Here is a 15,323-nt window from a genome sequence, read left to right on the forward strand (position 1 = left end):
TTGTTTGACATGATGAAGATGCATTCAGCACATGAGGCTTTACGTGCAGCGGTCGGGGTGCAAGCCCCATTTGAGCTTATTGATGTGGCCGGCACACAGGTCGCCGTGGCGCGGCGCGGCCAAGGCGTGCCTGTCTTATGCCTTCATGCAACAGCCCATGGCGGTCGTGACTTTGAAGCCTTGAGCCACGCTCTGGTTCCATTGGGTTTTGAGATTGTCTGTGTGGACTGGCCGGGGCACGGGGCCAGCCCAGCCGATGCCACGGGGGCCAAAACCAGTGCCGAACGCTATGGCATGATTGTTTTGGCTTTGATTCCACGCTTGTTTGGATCCAAGAAGCCAATCGTCATTGGCAATTCGATTGGCGGCGCCGCCGCCTTGATTGCGGGCCTTGACCGACCTGACGCAGTGGCGGGGCTGGTATTGTGCAACCCCGGCGGGCTCGCCCCGATTGATGGCTTAGCGCGTATGGTGATTGGCGCGTTGGTTAGCTTCTTTAAGGCTGGGCAGCGCGGGGCCTTATGGTTTCCTGCAGCCTTTGGCCTTTATTACAAGCTGGTGCTGCAAGGTCGTGAGGCACACACCCAACGCGCCCGCATCATTGCTGCTGGGCCTGCCATGGCCGACGTGCTTGTCGATGCGTGGGAGAGCTTTGCCCGTCCAGAAGCCAATTTGATCGACCGGGCTCGTAACGTGCAAGTGCCGACCTTGTTTGCTTGGGCACTTGGCGATCAACTTGTGGCTTGGTCACGATCTCGTCAGGCGGTGCGTGCCATCCCTGCTGCAAACGTTAGATTTTATCACGGGGGACATGCAGCTTTTCTTGAGGATCCAGCGGCCTTCCAGGCTGATTTTTTGGCCTTTTCCAGAAAGTTAGGCCAGTAGATACAAGTTAATGAATGCGAAAGGACCAAAGTGATTGGGTGTCTTGTTCTGTGCAACTCACGCCAATCTCGCCCGTGTGAAAATTTCGACAAAAGGAAAAATTTTGATTTCTCTGTTTAATTCATAAGAAACAATATTTCTCTAGCATGGCGATGCACCAAGCAGAAGCATTGGCCTAGCATAATGAGAGTGTGGCCCCCAAAACAGCAATCAAAAAGATGTGCCCGCGATGGGCGCGGCAATATTGCGGTCACTGCGGCGATCCTGCTGATTCCGCTTTCGATGGGTATCGCCATTGCCAGTGAACTGATCTCCGTGAGTGGGGAGCGTGCTTTGATGCAATCGGCCGCCGATGCAGCGGCCCTGTCGGGCGCTCAGAATTTGATCCTTGTTGGGTCCCAGCAACGTCAGTCAACCAGTGATGCTGAAGCCTTTGCCATGGCCCAAGTTGGCGACTTCGCTACGCGGGCCGCTGTCAGCTTCAAAGCAACTCAAAATACAGATGGTACGTATATGGTGGAAGGGCTTGCTGTCCGTCCATCCTTTTTTGGCGACTTGGTCCCGCCGGGTGGTTTCCGGATTGAAGTTAAAGCGGTTGCAGAATCGCTGGCCGTGCAGCCCCTGTGCATTATCGGCGATGATGCCACAACTGGGGGCGTCGCGATTAATCTGGCCAACACATCCTCGATCAAGGCGACCAATTGTATTGTCCATTCCAATAGTGATTTCCGACTGCAGAATTCAGGTAAGGTTGAAGCTGGATCACCTCGAGCGACTGGTGTGGCGATCGGGGGAGGTTTCACGCCAGCAGCCAGCAGCGGAGCCTTGCGCATACAGGACCCCTTTGCCAATCGAGTAATCGCCCCTCCCCAAGACTGTTCAACCATTGCCGATGGCGGCCAAGTGACCTTGGCGCAGGGTACCACCACGCTCAATCCCGGCATGCACCGCACAGAATACACCGTCACAGGTCAGGCAATCCTGTCGCTTACCCCTGGGGAATATTATTTCTGCAAGGGCCTAAAAGTTGCCGGGCAAGGCAGGCTGGTAGGTGAGGATGTGATGCTAATGTTCACCAGCGGCAATGCATTGAGCGCCAACAATAGCGCATCAATTTCGCTGTCTGGCAGACGATCCGGGCAATGGGCCGGCTTCCTCCTTGTTGCAACCCGCAACAATTACGCGAATACGAGCTTGGCTTCTGGAAGTGTCGACCGACTGTTGGGAACGATTTATCTGCCGATGTCTCGCTTGATCGTTGGCGGTCAGGGCGATGTGGCAGAAAACTCCGAATGGAGTGTTGTGGTCGCGCGTAACATCAATCTGTCCAGCAGTGCGCGTCTGGTTATCAATACGGACTATATCGGTTCGCCAGTGCCTGTGCCCATTGGCGTTGGTAATCAGGCTGGCATTGGGAACACGATACCGCCACGGCTGCGGCAATAATCCTCAGGGCACTCAATCAAGGCTTGTCTAAGCGCGCAAACCAATCAAGCATGGCCGCGCGAAAGGAAATGCCATGCCGCTTGTTCAGATCAGCCTCACGCCCGATGGGCTCACGACGCAGAAAAAAGAGACACTGATCCGCAAGGTGACCGACCTTCTGGTTGAGGAATTGGGCAAGAATCCCGATACCACCGTGGTGATCATTACCGAAGTCGAAACCGACAATTGGGGCATTGGCGGGCAAAGCGTCTCCCAAAGGCGGGCGCGATGAATGGTGCTGGGGCAGGACTGTGGCTGTCAGTCCTGATGCTGGTGGCTGGATTTGGCATCCCGGTCATGGCGGCACTCAATTCAGGTCTCGGCGTGCGGTTGGGAAGCCCGGTTGGGGCAGCCTTTGTGCTGTTTGTGGTGGGGATGCTGGCCAGTGGCCTTGTGGTTCTCATCACCGGTACCACCAATCCCTTTAGGCCAGTGGCACCGGCTGGCTTCTGGCTAGGCGGGTTTTTGGTGGCCTTCTATGTATTGTCCGTGACATTGGCCGCGCCGCGCATTGGTGTGGGCAATGCCATCTTTCTGGTCTTGTTAGGCCAATTGGTCAGCGCAACGGCGATTGACCATTTTGCACTATTTGGTGCGCAACGACATCCTCTCACCTTAACCCGTGCCTTGGGACTTGTGCTCATGGCCTGTGGGGTGTTTTTGGCACGCCACCCCGGCTAGATTTGTTCAACTATCTGTTTTTCAAGAAAGTTTGTTAGACCTCAGGCCTCATCCAGTCCGAGGTCGAGGCATGGGGCCGAATGGGTCAAGGCACCAACAGAAATATAGTCGACACCTGTGGCGGCAATTGCGCTGACTGTGTGTAGACTGACCCCACCAGAGGCCTCCAGAGTCACCTGTCCAGCTACCAGTTCAACGGCGGATTTGAGGTCTACAAGGCTAAAGTTATCGAGCATGATGCAGGTTGGCTGAAAGGGCAGGGCCTCTTCCAATTGGGCAAGGCTGTCGACCTCGACCTCTATCGGCATCAGGTGCCCCGCATGGGCGCGCGCGCGCCTCAGAGCCGGACCGATGCCCCCCGCTGCCGCCACATGATTATCCTTGATCAGAATGGCATCATCCAGGCCAAAGCGGTGGTTGGACCCACCCCCCAGTTTCACAGCTTGCTTTTGTAAAGCGCGTAGGCCCGGTGTGGTCTTGCGTGTGCAGGTGATGCGCGCTTTGGTGCCAGCCACGGCTGCCACAAACTGGGCTGTGAGTGTGGCAATGCCCGAGAGGGGGCCAAGGAAATTCAACATCACCCGCTCTGCCATCAAGAGGCTTTGGGCGCGTCCTTGCACCCGGGCAATCACTGAGCCTGGCTGAAGCGCGGCCCCATCTTCGAGCAATACGTCCAAACGCGCCGATGGATCAATCAGCCGCAAGGTCAGCCTGGCTGCATCCAGTCCGGCCAGAACACCGGCTTGGCGGGCTCGCAAAACCCACTGGACTTCCTGCTGTGGGTCAATCAAGGCCAGTGTCGTGACATCACCGGCCCGGCCCAGATCTTCAGCCAAGGCCAAGCGAACGATGGGTTCAATCACAATATCAGGCACATGGGTCATGACGGGGTGTCCATAGTGATGAAGCTGCGTTGGGCGGCCTCAAACGTGGTGGGAAAGTCGCGACGATAATGGCCGCCGCGGCTTTCGGTGCGGGCTAAGGCTGCCTGGGCAATCAGACGTGCGGTGATGAGCTCATTGGCAGCCCCTGTTTGATCTTTCATCTGATCAATTTGGTTTATCAAGGTCGTCAAACCGGCTTCGTCACGAACCACGCCTGCGTATGCTGTCATGGCCTGGCGCAAGGCTTGGCGGCTGGTATCAGGCAATGGGGATGGCATGTCCGCGTGACCGCCAGGGGCGTCTGTCACGCTGGTCTCGCGTAAGCGTTCAGCGACCCGATGAGCGAAGACAACCGCTTCCAGCAGCGAATTGGAGGCCAATCTGTTGGCCCCATGGACCCCGGTTGAGGCACATTCCCCGATTGCAGAAAGCCCTGCCAGCGTCGTCTGGCCCCAGATGTCGGTGACAATACCACCCATGTGATAATGGGCAGCGGGGGCAACCGGGATCAGGTGGGTGCGCGGGTCGAGGCCTGCAGCCTGACACGCGGCAAAAACGGTGGGGAAATGGATTGGAAAATCCTCCCCAACAGCGGTACGTGAATCCAAATATGCCCCCCGACCCGATTGGCTTTCCTGCGCCACAGCACGCGCCACGATGTCGCGTGGGGCAAGGTCAGCCAGATCATGATAGCGTGCCATGAAGGGCGTGCCGTCCTGATTAACCAGACGCGCACCTTCGCCACGCAAGGCCTCGGTTGCCAGAGGTGCCGGGTCGCGCCCTAGGTCCATTGCGGTGGGGTGAAACTGGATAAACTCAGGGTCTCCGATCAAGGCACCCGCGCGGGCGGCCATGGCAAGACCGTGCCCGGCAGCCTCAACCGGATTGGTGGTAACCCGAAACAGGCCACCTGCGCCACCGGTGGCGAGGACCGTCTCTGCCGCCTCCAAGCGCATTGGAGCCCCATTCATGGCCAGAATGCCGCCGATCCTGCCGCTGTCGGTTTGGAGCAAAGCGCGGGCTGATACGCCCTCAATCAGCGTGATGTGGTCTGCTGCGCGAACAGCCGCGATGAGCCGGGTCATGATTTCCCGCCCGGCTAGGTCGCCTGCCACCCGCGCCACCCGGGGGAAGCTGTGGGCGGCTTCTAAGGATAAGGCCAGACTGCCATCGGCTTGCCGATCAAATGCCACGCCTAAGTCCAAAAGGTCTGCCACACGGGCAGGGCCATCTTGTGCGATCAGCATGGCCATCGCTGGATCAACCAGGCCGGCACCAGCAGCGATGGTATCAGCAGCATGGGCGTGTGGGCTGTCCTGCGGGGCGAGTGCTGCGGCCAGCCCCCCTTGGGCCCACGCACTTGATGCGGCTTGTCCGACCGGGGTCGGCGAGACCACGATGCATGGACGCGGGGCAAGCTTGAGGGCCAGAAACAGACCAGCGAGGCCCGCCCCGACGATCAGGACACTGCCGTCCTTGGGGTGGATCGTGTCCACCTCAGATCAATTCAAGAGTGTCAGGGACGCGTCGGGCCGGATCAAACCGACCCGCTGGGGCAGGCGGCAGAGCCAGCATGGCATCAACCGCCTTTTTGGCCCGTGCCGCCAGTTCGGGTTCAACCGTAACTTCGTGACGCATATGCAGAAGGGCATCATAAATTGCCTCGAGCGTGATCTGTTTCATATGAGGGCACAGATTGCAGGGCTTGATAAAGTCCACATCTGGATTGTCGGCTGCAACATTGTCGCTCATCGAGCATTCCGTGATCAGCACAACTTTTGCAGGCTTATGACGCTGAACATAGTCACTCATCGCCCCGGTTGAGCCGGTATAGTCCGACACCGCCACAACGTCGGGCGGGCATTCGGGGTGAGCCAGAATGATGGCTCCAGGATGGGAAGCGCGAATTTCGGCGATGTCGTCAGCGGTGAATTGCTCATGCACTTCGCATTTGCCGTGCCAGGATATGATGCCGATTTTGGTCTGGGCGGCCACATTTTTGGCAAGAAATTCGTCCGGCAGCAGAATGACCCTGTCCACGCCCCAGTCGCGTGCCACCGCTTCGACCACCGCAATGGCATTGGCTGAGGTACAGCATATGTCGCTCTCCGCTTTTACCTCGGCGGTTGTGTTGACATAGGTCACCACGGGCAGGCCGGGATAGCGGGCCTTGATCAGGCGCACATCAGCCCCGGTGATTGAGGCAGCCAGTGAGCATCCAGCCTGCAAGGACGGGATCAATACCGTCTTGTCAGGTGACAGGATTTTCGAGGTCTCAGCCATGAAATGGACCCCACCTTGCACGATGACTTTTGCCGACACTTTCGCGGCTTCGCGCGCCAGGCCAAGGCTATCGCCACGGAAGTCGCCAACGCAATTGAAGATGTCGGCGGTCATATAATTATGCGCCAGGATCACAGCATCTCGTTCAACTTTGAGCCGGTTGATGGCCGCAATTAGAGGCGCATAGGCAGGCCATTCCAGCGGGGTGATAACATGACGCACACGCGCGTAGAGATGGTCTGTCTCGGCCTTGACCTGCTCATCATAAAGCAGGCCGTGCGCACCCGTTTTCGGCATGACGTGGGTTACAGAGGCATTCCATTCTGGCGATGCAGTTTTGCCACGGGTTAGATCAATTAACGCCATCATATTATCTCCTGAACACTAATGCTCAATATGAGTATTAGTGTGGCGGCGCAAAACCCACATCCGCTCTGGGCTAGCAGGCTTATACTTAGTGTGAGCATAAGTGCCTGTCAATGTCGGCTATAGAGCCTGCTTTGGATCAAGTAGATGATTGGTGCAAAAATCTCGATCAATCTTGGCGGCGGGCCAGTGGCAAGGTCAAGCCTGGAGCCCCGCTCTGCCGACTTGATGGGCTGCGCGTAAACAGCATCGCCGGCCGCCCTCCCGTTTCAGCATGCATGACACCAGTTGGCTCAACCAGGCCTGATCGTTCCAAAGTGCGGCGGAAGTTCTGTTTGTGCAGCCGGACCCCGCAAAGCACTTCGACCAGATCCTGCAAGCCGCTCAATGTGAAACGGTCTGGGGCCAGGTCAAAAACAATGGGTCTGTAGCGGATTTTGGCGCGCAGGCGACCCATGGCGGTGGCCAAAATACGGCGATGATCCGACACCATGGCTTCCCCGCCGCTGGCGCGCAGGGTCGCGGCTTGCGCGGCCTGATTCAGCCCAACATGATCTCTCGCTCGGTCTCGAAGAGCCTCGGTGACCAAGCCGGCCTCATACAGCAATTCATAGCGGTCAAGCACTTGGGAATCCTGCCAAATTTGCCCCGCTAAGCCAAAGGCCATCGCAACCCGGCTCTTCTGATCTGAGGTCGTGGCCCAAGCCTGTAAATCACGCACCAAATTGGCAGCTGTTTCAAGCCCATTTTCGCGGCGGCGATCCTCCCACGGAAAGAAACGGTACCAATCAGCCCAGATTCCTGCTCGACGTTGGCCTTCGCCAATGCTGCCCGCCAAAGCAATATAGCCGACCGACACCACGCGGTCGCCGTCACCCCCGCCAGCTGGACCCATATCGGCGAGGGGGGCCTCGCGACCCTTGTCCCCAAACGTGTAAAGCTGTTCGACATAGCCTAATGCATAGCCAGTTTGGGCCGTCACAAAATCACGCACTGCCAGTTCAAATGTGCGGTGACCGACAGGATCAAAACTGCCGAATGGCAGACCTGTGGCACCTGCTCCGCCGCTCAAAAGCACTTCGGGGCCCTTTTCGCTGGCGGCGACAACCACGGCTGACAAGCCGATGATGACACGTGGTCTGGTACTCATCGGCTGTGCTCCATCTTACAGCTCCCAGCGGGCAGGCAAATCAAAGGCCACGCCTTCCCAGCAGTCCTCGCCTCGACCAATAGCGTCCACCGCTGCAATCATCGCACCATCCCGCCCCAAAATCTCATCGGCATAACGTACCAAAAGCCGGTTCGGCGTGGCAGTCGGCGATGCCTCACGAATGTGCCAAGCAATACGAACTGGGTCGACATCAGGGTTGAGCGCACAGGCCGCCATGAAGGCCGAAGCGGTTGAACGTGATACGCCTGCCCAGCAATGTACCAGAAGCGGGGCAGATTGGTCCCAAGCGGCGACGTGATCGAGGATGGCGTGAACATGGGCGACCGCGGGCGGCACCAATCCTTCTTGAACATGGACAACATCATTGAGGCCAAGTTTGAGATGTGTGTCGGGCGACAAACCCTCTGGTGTGTCGATCATGCTGGCTGGATCCAGCAAAGTAATCATGCCCCAAGGCTGCAATCGGGAGACAGTGCTGGGAACAAGGGCAAGCGAGCAGACCGAGATGAAGGGCATTAGCCGGCCTTTCGCAGGTTAGGATGAAGCAGGTCGCTATCCATTTGGGCAATGAGGGCTTGATGGCGGGCGACATAGGCTTCTTGCGCCTGACGCGCAGGCCATGGGTCAATCTCGATGCGAAAGCCCTCGGGCGGGTGTCCAAAAAAGCCTAAGGATTCGTCGACGCCAAAGCCTGCCAATTGGGTGGCTTCGAAGAAGGCACAAGCGAGGTCAGCCCGCTTAATGAGCTTTTTCAGCGTGGCCGGTGTCTTGGGTGGCAAGCCAAAGCGAATGTGCACTGCCCGTTCTAGCCGGTCTTCAAATGCGCGATAATTGACGCCGAGGGCATTCTTGAATGGGCTGATCATGTCGCCCACCACATATTCGGGTGCGTCATGCAACAGCGCCATCAGACGCTCACCCGCGCTGAGATCAGGGGCGATAAAGCCCGCAATTTGTTCAACGATCAGGCTGTGCTGGGCAACCGAAAAAGCATGGTCACCCGTCGTCTGACCATTCCAACGCGCCACGCGCGCCAGCCCGTGGGCGATGTCCTCGATCTCAATATCCAGCGGCGATGGGTCCAATAAGTCGAGGCGACGGCCTGACAGCATGCGCTGCCACGCCCTTGGGGGAGCAGCCCTTTTCAACTGGCGTGGGGTGGGGGGGGAACGTGTGGCCATTTGTCTCATGTGGTCGATTGTCTCTTGCAGCAAGCTGGCAGGCGACCCCAAGTGGTTATGCGTGAGGGCCCGCAGAGGCCACACACTCATGCCGACAATGCCGGTCAATTGCCAGTCACCTTGGCAGCGGACCAATTGGAGGCAACAGACCCATCTGGGCCACTCGGCCTTTCACCGGGGTCATACATAGTGGAGGATACATCATGACGCGTGCTGAGATTCTGGTACCCTTGCGCGGGGACAATAGCGATGTCGCACTGCTGGAGCAGGGTCTTGCCATCGCGGAGCTGATCGATGCTAAAGTTGGCGGTGTTCTCATCCAAGCCGATCCTACCGATTTGTTGGCCTGGTCTGCGGACGGGGCTTTTGCGTCTATGTCGGCCAATCTTGTCGACTCGGCCCGTCAGGGCAATGAGGAAGCCTGGAAGCTGGTTCAAGATCGCGTCGATACGCTGGCAACAACCCACACCAATCTGAGCGTGGAGCGCTTCATTGGCCTACAAGACCGGCTGCTATCGCGTCGGGCTGTGTTGAGTGACGTGGTGATGTTTGCGTGTGAAACAGTCCGGGGAAAGTCGACCATCTCCCCTGTGTTTGAGGGATTGTTGATGGATGCCCACGCACCGGTATTCATTCCCCGAAGCCCGGTTTCAAGCCTGACCGGCGCGGCTCTGATTGCTTGGGATGGCAGCGTGGAAGCAGGGCGCGCCGCCAAAGCAGCACTGCCATTCCTCAAGGCAGCCCGCCAGGTCACCATCATTCAGTCCGTTGGCGCGATCGAGGATGAAGGCAAGCCATTGAGCGAACCTGCCCGTCTGCAAGACTGGTTGGGCCGGCAAGAGATCAAGGCCGACATTGAGCGGATGGAAGGTGTCCATGACGCAGGAAGCGCGATACTGGCAGCCTGCGCCAGCCATCAGGCGGGTCTGTTGGTGGCGGGGGCCTATGGCCATAGTCGAGCCCGAGAATTCGTCTTCGGGGGTGTTACGCGCACCTTGTTGCGCACAGTCACCAGCCCTTCGCTTCTTATCTGTCACTAACCTAATTCATCCCCCAACTTGAAAGGAGCCTCACATGGCTGGCTTTACGCGTATGATTGTTCGTTTGGCCCGAAACCCTGAAGCTGGATTTCCAGATGGCGATCCCCGCTATGGCTATGTGATCGTCGCCCCGCTGCAGGCAGATGGTCACCTTGATGCAGCGGCATGGCAGGCCCATAAGGCCGATTGTACTGTGCGCCGGTTTTCCCCCGATCCCGATGACACTGCCGATGGTTGGCTAACCCATCAGGGCGGCAAGTGGCGTGTTCGCTATGACGAGGAAAGTGAGGGCCCGGATGATGCTTTCGATCATTTAGGGGACCATCGGCTGTTTGTCGGCGATTATGTCACGATCACCAGTCGTGGGCAGGCCTTGGTGTATCAAGTCAGTACCGAGGATGACGCCTGAGGGCGAGCAGGTATCTGGTCAGAAGGCTGCAAGCCTGTTTAGAGTGAGTTATGCCTGACTCACTTGATTTTGACGGCTTGCGACCCCGCTCTCCATTCGTGGGAGAAAGCCATGCCCTGTGGCGCACCCAATTGCGCCGATTCATTGACCGCGAAATCATGCCTTATGCCCAAGACTGGGATGAGGCAGGCGCAATCCCGCGAGAGCTTTTCCTCAAGGCGGGTGAATTTGGCCTTCTGGGAGCAGGCTTTCCGGTTGAGTATGGCGGGTCAGGGCGCGGGCCTGACTATGACTGGCACCATGGCATCATCACCAGCGAAGAATTGGGTCGTGTCGGTGCCGGTGGGGTGACTGCCGCCTTGATGATACATGGGATCGGCTTGCCGCCTATTTTGGCTTCAGGCTCAGAAGAAACGAAGGCAAGGATTGCACCAGATGTTTTGGCTGGCCGCCAACAAATCAGTCTGGCGATTACCGAGCCGGATGCAGGATCTGATGTTGCCAATTTGCAAACCCGCGCCGAGCGGATTGGCGACCATTATCGCGTCAACGGGGCGAAGCTTTACATAACAGGGGGATGCACGTCGCATTGGCTGACAACGGCTGTGCGCACCGGCGGACCCGGAGCCGGGGGCATTAGTCTGCTCTTGATCGACGCCAATGCCAAAGGCGTTACGCGCCGCAATCTGGCCAAGCAAGGCTGGTGGGCTTCTGATACGGCCGAGATCTTTTTTGAGGATGTCGACGTTCCGGTGGAGCATCTGATTGGGCCGGAAAATGGTGGCTTCTTCGGGATCATGGCCAATTTCAATGGCGAGCGGCTGGGCATGACGGCAGGTGCTTTGAGTGCCGCACGGGCCTGTGTGGAAGATGCCGTTGCCTGGGCGCGCCAACGCAAGACTTTTGGCAAGCGCTTGGCAGATCATCAAGTGATCCGCCATAAGATTGCCCGCATGAGCCAAGCTATTGCCGCCTCGACTACTTGGCTTGATCAATGTGCTTGGCGCGTCAGTCAGGGTGAAACCCCTGTGGCTGACCTGTGTATGTTGAAAGTGCAAGCCACTGAAACCCTTGAAATGTGCGCGCGCGAGGCGAGCCAGATCCTCGGCGGCGCCAGCTATATGCGTGGTTCACGGATTGAGCGCATCTATCGGGAAGTCCGCGTCAATGCGATTGGTGGGGGCTCTGAAGAGATCATGCGCGATCTGGCTGCCCGCCAGCTTGGCCTGTAACCAAACTGGATGGAAAGGCGTCTTCTTATCGATGATCCCCGCCGACCTCCTGATCTATCTGAGCGCATTTATAGCACCCTTTGTTCAGGAAGATGCCGCTGTCGTGGGGGCAGTGACCGCGTTTGCTCATCCGGGCATGGACAAGATGGCCAATGGCAGCGTGATTTTGTGTGCGATGTTGTGTGGGCTGGTTATCAGCGATTTGTGGAAATATTGGCTCGGCTGGGCCGCCCGAACCCAGAGTTGGGCGCGCCGATTTGCCGATAAGCCCGGACTTGCCGATGTCGGTGCCAAGATTCAGGCACATCCCGGCAAAACATTAATGATTGCGCGCTTTGTACCAGGCACCCGTATCCCAGCCTATCTTGCCGCGGGGTTCTTGGGCGTGCCATTCGGCGTTTTTGCCCTTTGGATCATTGTCTCGGCACTGACTTACACCAGTGTGATCTGGGGCTTGATCGTGACTGTCGGCACAGTCGCAGGTCAAAAAGGTCAACTATATTTGGGCCTTGGCTTGGTTTCATTGATCCTGATTGTCATGGGCGGACGCCTTTGGATGGCCCGTTTTAAGCAATCAGTCCGCGCGGACCATTGATGGGGTAGCCCAAAAACACCTCAAAGGCATTGCGAATGTCGCGGGGGCCATCGCTTAAGCCCGAAAGCAAAATGGTCAAATGGGTATCACCCATTTTGCGCCAATGCCGCACTTGCAACTTGCGCCAGATTGGACCTGGATCCGGTCTGACAATGGCGAGGGCGAAATCAGCCACCAGATTGACCTCTAAGAGCGCCAGCGGACGACGGCCTGATTTGCCTAATGCACGCTCAACATAAGCAATGGCGCCAATCGCCTCCCAAGGTATCAGACCCAATCCGTCAAGACGAAAGCCATCGTTTCGTAACTCGATCGCAGGTCGCGATGGCCACAATGCGGGTGCGAAGTGGAATACCAATATGGCAATACAGATCAGTGGCACGAGTGGCACAACTTTGACAAAGGCCAAGGTGCCAAGCCCTGCAAGCGCAAACAATGCAATGCCAGCCATCACAAAGGCGCGGGCCGGACGGGGATCAAACTGGCTGATGAACACCTTTCCCAAAAGGTCAGGACGATCCGCTGGCCCCATATTGGCTAACCACCAGTCTGTGCGCGGTGGCGCAATTTGTGATCGGCCAGCACACAAGCCATCATGGCTTCACCCACCGGGGCGGCGCGAATGCCAACGCAAGGGTCGTGACGGCCAGTGGTGCGCAAACTTACCTCAGCCATGTTTCGGTCCAGACTCTCCACTTCTGTCAGAATGGACGAAGTCGGCTTGATGGCAAAGCGGGCAACAATGTCTTGCCCCGTGCTGATTCCGCCCAAAATCCCGCCATTATTATTGGACGTGAACATCACATCCCCATGGGCAGATCGGCGCATCTGATCAGCATTGCTCTGCCCGGTTAAGACGGCAGCCTCAAAACCCGCGCCAATCTCGACGCCCTTGACGGCATTGATCGACATCAAAGCTGCGGCCAGATCGCTGTCGAGTTTGCCATAAATGGGCGCGCCCCAGCCAGCAGGCACCCCGCTGGCGACAACTTCCAAAATGGCCCCGGTTGACGATCCGGCCTTGCGAACCTCATCCAGATAGGCCTCCCACACTGGCACAATGGCAGCATCAGGGGCAAAGAAGGAATTGTTCCTGGTCTCAGCCCAGTCCCAATTGGCGCGATCAATCTTGTGCGGACCAATTTGTATAAGCGCGCACTGGATGATGATATCTGGCCCCAAAATCTTCTTGGCAACAGCGCCAGCCGCCACACGCGCCGCTGTCTCACGTGCGCTGGACCGGCCACCCCCGCGATAGTCACGCACACCATATTTGACGTCATAGGTGTAATCGGCATGGCCCGGCCGCCATTTGTCGCGAATGTCGGAATAGTCCTTGCTGCGCTGATCGGTGTTCTCGATCATCAGGCTGATGGGGGTGCCGGTGGTCACAGGCCCATCGGTGCGGTCATCCTCAAATACACCTGACAGAATGCGGACTTCATCGGCCTCTCGCCTCTGGGTGACAAAGCGGCTGGTCCCGGGTTTACGACGATCAAGGTCGGCTTGAATATCTTCGGCTGTCAGCGGCAGACCCGGAGGACAACCATCGATCACACAGCCCAGTGCTGGCCCATGGCTTTCGCCCCAGGTGGTGACACGGAAGAGGTGGCCAAAGCTATTGTGCGACATGCGACGTCTTTTAGCCTGCTTGTATTGGGTTTGCGAAGACTCAACCTGCTATTCGTCTGCCTTGGCTTGCTCAACCGGCCACTCACGCCGCCGCACGACGGTTACGCTACAGGGCGCATGAGCAGAGACTTGCGCAGAAACCGAGCCCAAGAGATTACGCATCGTGCTCTCTGCCCGCGCGCCCATGATGATGTGATCGACGTGATTGGCGCGGGCATATTCCAGAATGGCTTCTGCGGTATTGAGGGCTTCAGGCACATGATAGGAAATGGCTTGTTCGCCAAGGCCCAAAGGCTTGGCCCAATGTTTCAGGGCGACAATTCGGGCCACGTGACGATTGGGGGAGCTTACTGACGGATTCTGATCCAGGGTCCCAACATTATTGTTCAAGACCGTCATGCAGACCGCCCTGGCATCAGGGGTGGCGGCCAAGGTGCTTTGCAATTTATCCCGCAAGGCCCTGCCCAGGGGGCCATTGATCGTGGTGGGGTCCAGCGCCACTAAAACAATCGGTGCAGCGGCAAATTTGCTCTGGCTGGCGAGTTTCTGGGCAGGAGCATAAGTGTCGCGGCTATATTTGCGGCGCAATGCCGTCAACCAACTGTCTTGATGCAAGCGCTGACGCCGCGCGGTCAGCACAATCTGATCGGGATTCTTCAAGTCGAACGCCACTTGGGCAGCAGTCGGGTAACGCTGCTCGGGATTGGGCTCAAGACAGCGCAAGATCACCTCTTGCAACCAGGCCGGGATATCCGCGCGCCACCGTCGCGGGGGAATGGGGTCGCGCCACAGCCGCTCTTTAAGGCCTTTGAGGCTGACCGGATCGCCAAATGGGCGCACAGCGGTGGCAAAGAAATACATCAGCACACCCAAGGCAAAAATATCCGATCGGCGATAATTGCGGACGCCCAAAACCTGTTCGGGTGCCATATAGGGGGCGGTGCCATACGGCAGGCGGAATTGCTCGGCCATCAGGTCTGGCAAATCGGTATGATGGGATAGGCCATAGTCGATCAGGACTGCCTCACCACTGGGCCGAAACAGAATATTGGACGGCTTGAGATCAAGGTGAATGACATTCTGGCGATGCAATGAATCAAGCGCTGTCGCCAGACTAATGCCGATTGTTGCGACTTCGGCGGCCTCAAGCGGCAGGGATTTCAGCTTGGGTAGCAATGTCTCGCCGGCAATTTCTTCGACCACAATATAGGGGCGGCTGGAAAAATCCCCGACCCCGAATGTCTTGGGTACATGGGGGCCTGACAGCCTGGGCAGAATCATCTGCTCCATCTCGAAACTGACGATGGCAGCCGGATCCTCGCCATCAGCAAGGCGCGGCACTTTCATCAACAGCGGGAAGGGGATTTCAGGGTGGGTGCAGCGCCACAAAACCGCCATGCCGCCACGATGAACCACCTCGCCAATGGTGAAATCATCCACCACCATGCCGGTCTCAATCAGTGGGGCCACACTCATGGC

17 protein-coding genes are annotated in these 15,323 nt (G+C 57.7%); 8 read left to right on the plus strand and 9 right to left on the minus strand.

Features of this window, described 5'->3' with window-relative positions; all coding sequences use genetic code 11:
* Positions 1-9: 9 nt before the first annotated feature.
* From PbB2_RS12560 to PbB2_RS12575, 4 genes are all read left to right on the plus strand, one after another.
* Entirely contained in the window at positions 10-885 is an 876-nt protein-coding gene (locus PbB2_RS12560; RefSeq protein WP_108985683.1) for an alpha/beta fold hydrolase, read from the plus strand.
* A 183-nt stretch (positions 886-1,068) separates the two neighbouring features.
* Positions 1,069-2,331, plus strand: a complete 1,263-nt coding sequence (locus PbB2_RS12565) for a pilus assembly protein TadG-related protein (RefSeq protein ID WP_108985684.1) — start codon at positions 1,069-1,071, stop codon at positions 2,329-2,331.
* Between the two features lie 73 nt (positions 2,332-2,404).
* A complete protein-coding gene (locus tag PbB2_RS12570) occupies positions 2,405-2,602 on the plus strand; it encodes a 2-hydroxymuconate tautomerase family protein (RefSeq protein ID WP_108985685.1) in 198 nt (65 codons plus the stop codon).
* Positions 2,599-3,051 (plus strand): DMT family transporter, encoded by a 453-nt coding sequence (locus tag PbB2_RS12575; RefSeq protein ID WP_238165006.1) that lies wholly within the window; start codon positions 2,599-2,601, stop codon positions 3,049-3,051. Before PbB2_RS12570 ends, PbB2_RS12575 begins: the two co-directional genes overlap by 4 nt.
* A gap of 41 nt (positions 3,052-3,092) precedes the next feature.
* Here the strand turns inward: PbB2_RS12575 and nadC are convergent, their stop codons facing one another.
* From nadC to PbB2_RS12605, 6 genes are all read right to left on the minus strand, one after another.
* Positions 3,093-3,935 (minus strand): carboxylating nicotinate-nucleotide diphosphorylase, encoded by an 843-nt coding sequence (gene nadC / locus PbB2_RS12580; protein WP_108985686.1) that lies wholly within the window; start codon positions 3,933-3,935, stop codon positions 3,093-3,095.
* A complete protein-coding gene (locus tag PbB2_RS12585) occupies positions 3,932-5,431 on the minus strand; it encodes an L-aspartate oxidase (protein WP_108985687.1) in 1,500 nt (499 codons plus the stop codon). Before PbB2_RS12585 ends, nadC begins: the two co-directional genes overlap by 4 nt.
* A gap of 1 nt (position 5,432) precedes the next feature.
* Positions 5,433-6,515, minus strand: coding sequence for a quinolinate synthase NadA (gene nadA / locus PbB2_RS12590; protein ID WP_108985786.1), 1,083 nt, complete (start codon positions 6,513-6,515; stop codon positions 5,433-5,435).
* A gap of 238 nt (positions 6,516-6,753) precedes the next feature.
* A complete protein-coding gene (locus PbB2_RS12595) occupies positions 6,754-7,734 on the minus strand; it encodes an NUDIX hydrolase (RefSeq protein ID WP_108985688.1) in 981 nt (326 codons plus the stop codon).
* 15 nt (positions 7,735-7,749) lie between these two features.
* Positions 7,750-8,202, minus strand: coding sequence for a tyrosine phosphatase family protein (locus PbB2_RS12600; protein WP_145959881.1), 453 nt, complete (start codon positions 8,200-8,202; stop codon positions 7,750-7,752).
* A 68-nt stretch (positions 8,203-8,270) separates the two neighbouring features.
* Positions 8,271-8,867: an HD domain-containing protein gene (locus PbB2_RS12605; protein WP_420887468.1), complete on the minus strand. Its 597-nt coding sequence runs from the start codon at positions 8,865-8,867 to the stop codon at positions 8,271-8,273.
* Between the two features lie 272 nt (positions 8,868-9,139).
* Between PbB2_RS12605 and PbB2_RS12610 the strand changes: the two genes are divergently transcribed.
* Genes PbB2_RS12610 through PbB2_RS12625 form a run of 4 tightly spaced genes read left to right on the plus strand, consistent with a single transcriptional unit; the run spans position 9,140 to position 12,212 of the window.
* The gene (locus PbB2_RS12610) at positions 9,140-9,976 is read left to right on the plus strand and encodes a universal stress protein (RefSeq protein ID WP_108985690.1); all 837 of its coding nucleotides are present in this window, start codon (positions 9,140-9,142) and stop codon (positions 9,974-9,976) included.
* A 34-nt stretch (positions 9,977-10,010) separates the two neighbouring features.
* Positions 10,011-10,385 carry a hypothetical protein gene (locus PbB2_RS12615; protein ID WP_108985691.1) on the plus strand — a complete coding sequence of 125 codons (375 nt, stop codon included), beginning with the start codon at positions 10,011-10,013 and terminating at the stop codon, positions 10,383-10,385.
* 50 nt (positions 10,386-10,435) lie between these two features.
* Positions 10,436-11,617 carry an acyl-CoA dehydrogenase family protein gene (locus tag PbB2_RS12620; RefSeq protein ID WP_108985692.1) on the plus strand — a complete coding sequence of 394 codons (1,182 nt, stop codon included), beginning with the start codon at positions 10,436-10,438 and terminating at the stop codon, positions 11,615-11,617.
* 31 nt (positions 11,618-11,648) lie between these two features.
* Positions 11,649-12,212 (plus strand): DedA family protein, encoded by a 564-nt coding sequence (locus tag PbB2_RS12625; protein ID WP_108985693.1) that lies wholly within the window; start codon positions 11,649-11,651, stop codon positions 12,210-12,212.
* On the opposite strand, the gene PbB2_RS12630 is transcribed toward PbB2_RS12625, so the two are convergent.
* From PbB2_RS12630 to PbB2_RS12640, 3 genes are read right to left on the minus strand one after another with little or no spacing between them, the layout of a single operon-like run.
* The gene (locus PbB2_RS12630) at positions 12,184-12,744 is read right to left on the minus strand and encodes a hypothetical protein (RefSeq protein ID WP_108985694.1); all 561 of its coding nucleotides are present in this window, start codon (positions 12,742-12,744) and stop codon (positions 12,184-12,186) included. The two genes, PbB2_RS12625 and PbB2_RS12630, sit on opposite strands and share 29 nt — an antisense overlap.
* Positions 12,745-12,749: 5 nt before the next feature.
* A complete protein-coding gene (gene aroC, locus PbB2_RS12635; RefSeq protein ID WP_108985695.1) occupies positions 12,750-13,844 on the minus strand; it encodes a chorismate synthase in 1,095 nt (364 codons plus the stop codon).
* 48 nt (positions 13,845-13,892) lie between these two features.
* Complete coding sequence (locus PbB2_RS12640) at positions 13,893-15,320, minus strand: serine/threonine protein kinase (protein ID WP_108985696.1); 1,428 nt, start codon at positions 15,318-15,320, stop codon at positions 13,893-13,895.
* Positions 15,321-15,323: the final 3 nt, after the last annotated feature.

This window comes from Candidatus Phycosocius bacilliformis (assembly GCF_003112735.1).
GTDB lineage: Bacteria > Pseudomonadota > Alphaproteobacteria > Caulobacterales > Aquidulcibacteraceae > Aquidulcibacter > Aquidulcibacter bacilliformis.

Coding starts and splice junctions, on each gene's coding strand:
- PbB2_RS12560 (WP_108985683.1), top strand. CDS start 10: ATGATGAAGATGCATTCAGCACATGAGGCTTTACGTGCAGCGGTCGGG.
- PbB2_RS12565 (WP_108985684.1), top strand. CDS start 1,069: ATGAGAGTGTGGCCCCCAAAACAGCAATCAAAAAGATGTGCCCGCGAT.
- PbB2_RS12570 (WP_108985685.1), top strand. CDS start 2,405: ATGCCGCTTGTTCAGATCAGCCTCACGCCCGATGGGCTCACGACGCAG.
- PbB2_RS12575 (WP_238165006.1), top strand. CDS start 2,599: ATGAATGGTGCTGGGGCAGGACTGTGGCTGTCAGTCCTGATGCTGGTG.
- nadC (WP_108985686.1), bottom strand. CDS start 3,935: ATGACCCATGTGCCTGATATTGTGATTGAACCCATCGTTCGCTTGGCC.
- nadA (WP_108985786.1), bottom strand. CDS start 6,515: ATGCCGAAAACGGGTGCGCACGGCCTGCTTTATGATGAGCAGGTCAAG.
- PbB2_RS12595 (WP_108985688.1), bottom strand. CDS start 7,734: ATGAGTACCAGACCACGTGTCATCATCGGCTTGTCAGCCGTGGTTGTC.
- PbB2_RS12600 (WP_145959881.1), bottom strand. CDS start 8,202: ATGATTACTTTGCTGGATCCAGCCAGCATGATCGACACACCAGAGGGT.
- PbB2_RS12605 (WP_420887468.1), bottom strand. CDS start 8,867: ATGCTGTCAGGCCGTCGCCTCGACTTATTGGACCCATCGCCGCTGGAT.
- PbB2_RS12610 (WP_108985690.1), top strand. CDS start 9,140: ATGACGCGTGCTGAGATTCTGGTACCCTTGCGCGGGGACAATAGCGAT.
- PbB2_RS12615 (WP_108985691.1), top strand. CDS start 10,011: ATGGCTGGCTTTACGCGTATGATTGTTCGTTTGGCCCGAAACCCTGAA.
- PbB2_RS12620 (WP_108985692.1), top strand. CDS start 10,436: ATGCCTGACTCACTTGATTTTGACGGCTTGCGACCCCGCTCTCCATTC.
- PbB2_RS12625 (WP_108985693.1), top strand. CDS start 11,649: ATGATCCCCGCCGACCTCCTGATCTATCTGAGCGCATTTATAGCACCC.
- PbB2_RS12630 (WP_108985694.1), bottom strand. CDS start 12,744: ATGGGGCCAGCGGATCGTCCTGACCTTTTGGGAAAGGTGTTCATCAGC.
- aroC (WP_108985695.1), bottom strand. CDS start 13,844: ATGTCGCACAATAGCTTTGGCCACCTCTTCCGTGTCACCACCTGGGGC.
- PbB2_RS12640 (WP_108985696.1), bottom strand. CDS start 15,320: ATGAGTGTGGCCCCACTGATTGAGACCGGCATGGTGGTGGATGATTTC.